We start from the raw sequence: 3,436 nt of genomic DNA on the forward strand, positions 1-3,436 counted from the left end.
GCGCTGCGGCCGCCGGGGCAGATCGCGACGCTGATCCTGCCCGCGGACACCGCTTGGTCGGAGGCGGGCCGCTCGGCAGCGCCGTTGCCGCGCCCGGTCCGGGCGCCGGTGGACGACCAGGCCATCCGCCAGGCCGCGGACGCCCTCAAGGCGGGTGACCGCGCGCTGATCCTGATCCGGGGGGCCGCGCTGAAGGCGGACGGCCTGCACGCGGCGGCGCAGGTCGCCGCGAAGACCGGCGCCCGTATCGCCTGCGACACGTTCCCGCCGCGGTGGCAGCGGGGGGCGGGCCGCGCGCTGATCGAGCAGATCCCGTACTTCGCCGAGCAGATCGTCGAGTTCATGAAAGGGGTCGAGCAGCTCATCCTGGTCGGTGCCAAGCCACCGGTGTCGTTCTTCGCCTACCCGGGCAGGCCGTCCTGGTGCACCCGGAGGACTGCCGCGTCGTGCACCTGGCCCACCCGCACGAGGACGGGACCGGAGCGTTGACCGATCTCGCCGAGGCCGTCGGCGCGCACCGGGAAGCCGCGGTGACCGCGCCGTTTCGGCCCCCGGCGGCCCCCAGCGGGAACCTGGACGTGATGACCGCCGCGCAGGTGATCGGGCGGCTGCTGCCCGAGAACGCGATCATCTCCAACGAGGCCAACACGTCGGGTGTCGGCCTTGGTGCGGCCACCGCGTATGCCGCGCCGCACGATCACCTCGCGGTCACCGGCGGGTCGATCGGCCAGGGGATCCCGGTGGCCACCGGCGCCGCCGTCGCGTGCCCGGACCGCAAGGTCGTCTGCCTGCAGGGCGACGGCGGCGCGATGTACACGCTGCAGGCGCTGTGGACGCAGGCCCGCGAGAACCTCGACGTCACCACGGTGATCTTCGCCAACCACTCGTACGCGATCCTCAACATCGAACTGTGGCGGGTGGGCGTCGAACACGCCGGGCCGAAGGCGTTGTCGATGCTCGATCTGCACGACCCGACCCTCGACTGGCTGAGTCTGGGCGCCGGCCTGGGCGTCGAATCCAGCCGCGCGCACACGATCGAGGAATTCAGCGACCAGTTCGGGCGCGCGATGCGGGAGCGCGGACCCCGGCTTATCGAAGTCGTGCTCTGAGTTATCGGAAATCCTCAGAATCCCTCAGAATCCCGATCAAGGAGTGAACAGCGTGAAGATCACTGCGGTCGACACCGTCGTCGTGGGCAATCCCGTGCCGATCAAGGGTGGGATCAACTGGGGTTTCGTGAAGGTCACCACCGATGAGGGCATCATCGGGTGGGGCGAGATGAACGGGATGGAGTTCCGCGATAAATCGGTCGTCGCGATCGTTCACGAATACGCCGAGCAGTTCCTGATCGGCCGCCACGACCCGTTCGACATCGAGCGGCTATGGGGGCGCCTGCACGGTGGTGACGACACCCGGTTCTGGCACTACTTCCGCAACGTCGGCAGCCTGGACGGACAGGTGCTGGGCGCCATCGAGATGGCCTGCTGGGACATCATCGGCAAGGCCGCGGGCCAACCGGTCTACAACCTGCTCGGCGGGCGCTACCACGAGAAGCTGCGGTCATACAGCTACATCTACGACTGGGTGCCGGGTGAGCCACCGGAGAAGGCGGGCGACGGCGCGCTCGCCGTGCTCGAACGCGGGTTCAGCGCGATCAAGTTCGACCCGATCTTCCCCATGCTCCCGGCGCCCCGGTCGATCAGCCTGGCCGAGCTGAACTACGTCGACCAGGTGCTCGCCGCGATCCGCGACAAGGTCGGCAACCGGATGGACCTGCTCATCGGCACCCACGGGCAGCTCGACTCCCATTCCGCGATCCGCCTGGCCAAGGTCCTGGAGCGCTACGATCCGCTGTGGTTCGAGGAGCCCGTCCCGCAGGAGAACAAGCAGGCCATGGGCCTGGTCGCGCGCAGCACGAGCGTGCCCATCGCGACCGGCGAGCGGCTGACCACCAAGTGGGAGTTCCAGCAGGTGCTGGAGCACAACGCCGCGTCGATCATCCAGGTCAACGTCGGGCTCAACGGCCTGCTGGAATCGAAGAAGATCGCCGGAATGGCCGAGGCGCACTATGCCTCGATCGCGCCGTGGACCTACTGCGGCCCGGTCTCGGCCGCGGCGAGCATTCAGCTCGACGTCTGCAGCCCCAACTTCCTGATCCAGGAAGGCATCGAGGACTGGACCGGGTTCCCCGCGGAGATCCTGGTCGAGCCGATCCAGTGGGAGGACGGCTTCGTGATCCCGTCGACCCGGCCGGGGCTCGGTGTCGAACTCGATGAGAAGGTCCTCGCGAAGTACCCGCCGAACGAGGCGCGGCTCGCGGACCTCGAACCTCTGCTGGTCGCGTTCGACAACATGAAGCCCGCGATCGCGCGGTATGTGTGAGGCCGCGATGTCCACCGCCACCTCGATAGCCGAAACGGTCGCCGCGGCGCGGGCGCGCTTCGATGCCGGATCCACGCGCCCGCTGCCCGAGCGCATCCGGCATCTGCGGGCGTTGCGCCGGATGGTCGTCGACAACGACGACGAGTTCGTGGCGGCGCTGCACGCGGATCTGCGCCGCAGCGCGCCGGAGTCGCACATCACCGAGATCGACGTCGTCCTCGCCGAGATCGATCACGCGCTGCGGCGTCTGCGCCGGTGGGCGCGGCCGCGCCGGGTGCCCGTTCCGCTCGCGATGCGGCCCGCGCGGGCCGGGCTGCTTCCGGAGCCGTTGGGCGTGGTCCTCGTCATCGGGCCGTGGAACTACCCGGCCGAGCTCCTGCTCACCCGCTGGTCGGCGTGCTGGCCGCAGGGAACACGGCGGTGCTCAAGCCGAGCGAGCTGGCGCCAGCCACCTCGGCGCTGGTCGCACGGCTGGTGCCGGGGTACTTCCCGAACAGTGCCGTCGGGGTGGTCGAGGGCGCGGTCGCGGAGACGACCGAGCTGCTGGCGCACCGGTTCGACCACATCGTGTTCACCGGCAGCGGCACGGTCGGTCGGATCGTGATGCGGGCGGCTGCGGAGCACCTCACCCCGGTGACGCTCGAGCTCGGCGGGAAGACGCCGGTCTGGTTCGACGACGATGCCAAGCTGCGAACGGTCGCGCGCAGGCTGGCGTGGGCGAAGTTCACCAACGCCGGACAGTCGTGCGTCGCCCCGGACTACGTGATGACCATCCCGGAGCGGATCCCGGCTCTGGTGGAGGCCTTGCGGGCGGCGATTACCGAAATGTGGGGTGCCGAGCCGAGGTACAGCGGCGAGTACTGCCGGGTGATCAACGAGCGCCAGTTCGACCGGCTCCTCGGTTGCCTGGACGGTGCCGACGTGGTGATCGGCGGTGACCACGACCGCGCCGACCGCTACCTCGCACCCACCGTGGTTGTCCTGCCGCCCCGGGCCGCGCCAGTGGTAGGTCCCGGTGCCACCGACCCGGTACTGCGGGAGGAGATCTTCGGCC

Annotated in this window: 2 protein-coding genes and 2 pseudogenes; all 4 read left to right on the forward strand. The window is 69.6% G+C overall.

Annotated features, from left to right (window positions below; translation table 11 throughout):
* Positions 1-489, forward strand: a pseudogene (locus tag ACRDSQ_RS10830) (hypothetical protein); the annotation flags it as partial.
* Entirely contained in the window at positions 447-1,109 is a 663-nt protein-coding gene (locus ACRDSQ_RS10835) for a thiamine pyrophosphate-dependent enzyme (RefSeq protein WP_431420723.1), read from the forward strand. The pseudogene ACRDSQ_RS10830 and the gene ACRDSQ_RS10835, both read left to right, overlap by 43 nt.
* A gap of 52 nt (positions 1,110-1,161) precedes the next feature.
* Entirely contained in the window at positions 1,162-2,382 is a 1,221-nt protein-coding gene (locus ACRDSQ_RS10840; protein WP_431420724.1) for a mandelate racemase/muconate lactonizing enzyme family protein, read from the forward strand.
* 7 nt (positions 2,383-2,389) lie between these two features.
* Positions 2,390-3,436 (forward strand): annotated as a pseudogene (locus tag ACRDSQ_RS10845) (aldehyde dehydrogenase family protein); the annotation flags it as partial.

Source organism: Actinokineospora sp. (genome assembly GCF_050699995.1).
Lineage (GTDB): Bacteria > Actinomycetota > Actinomycetes > Mycobacteriales > Pseudonocardiaceae > Actinokineospora.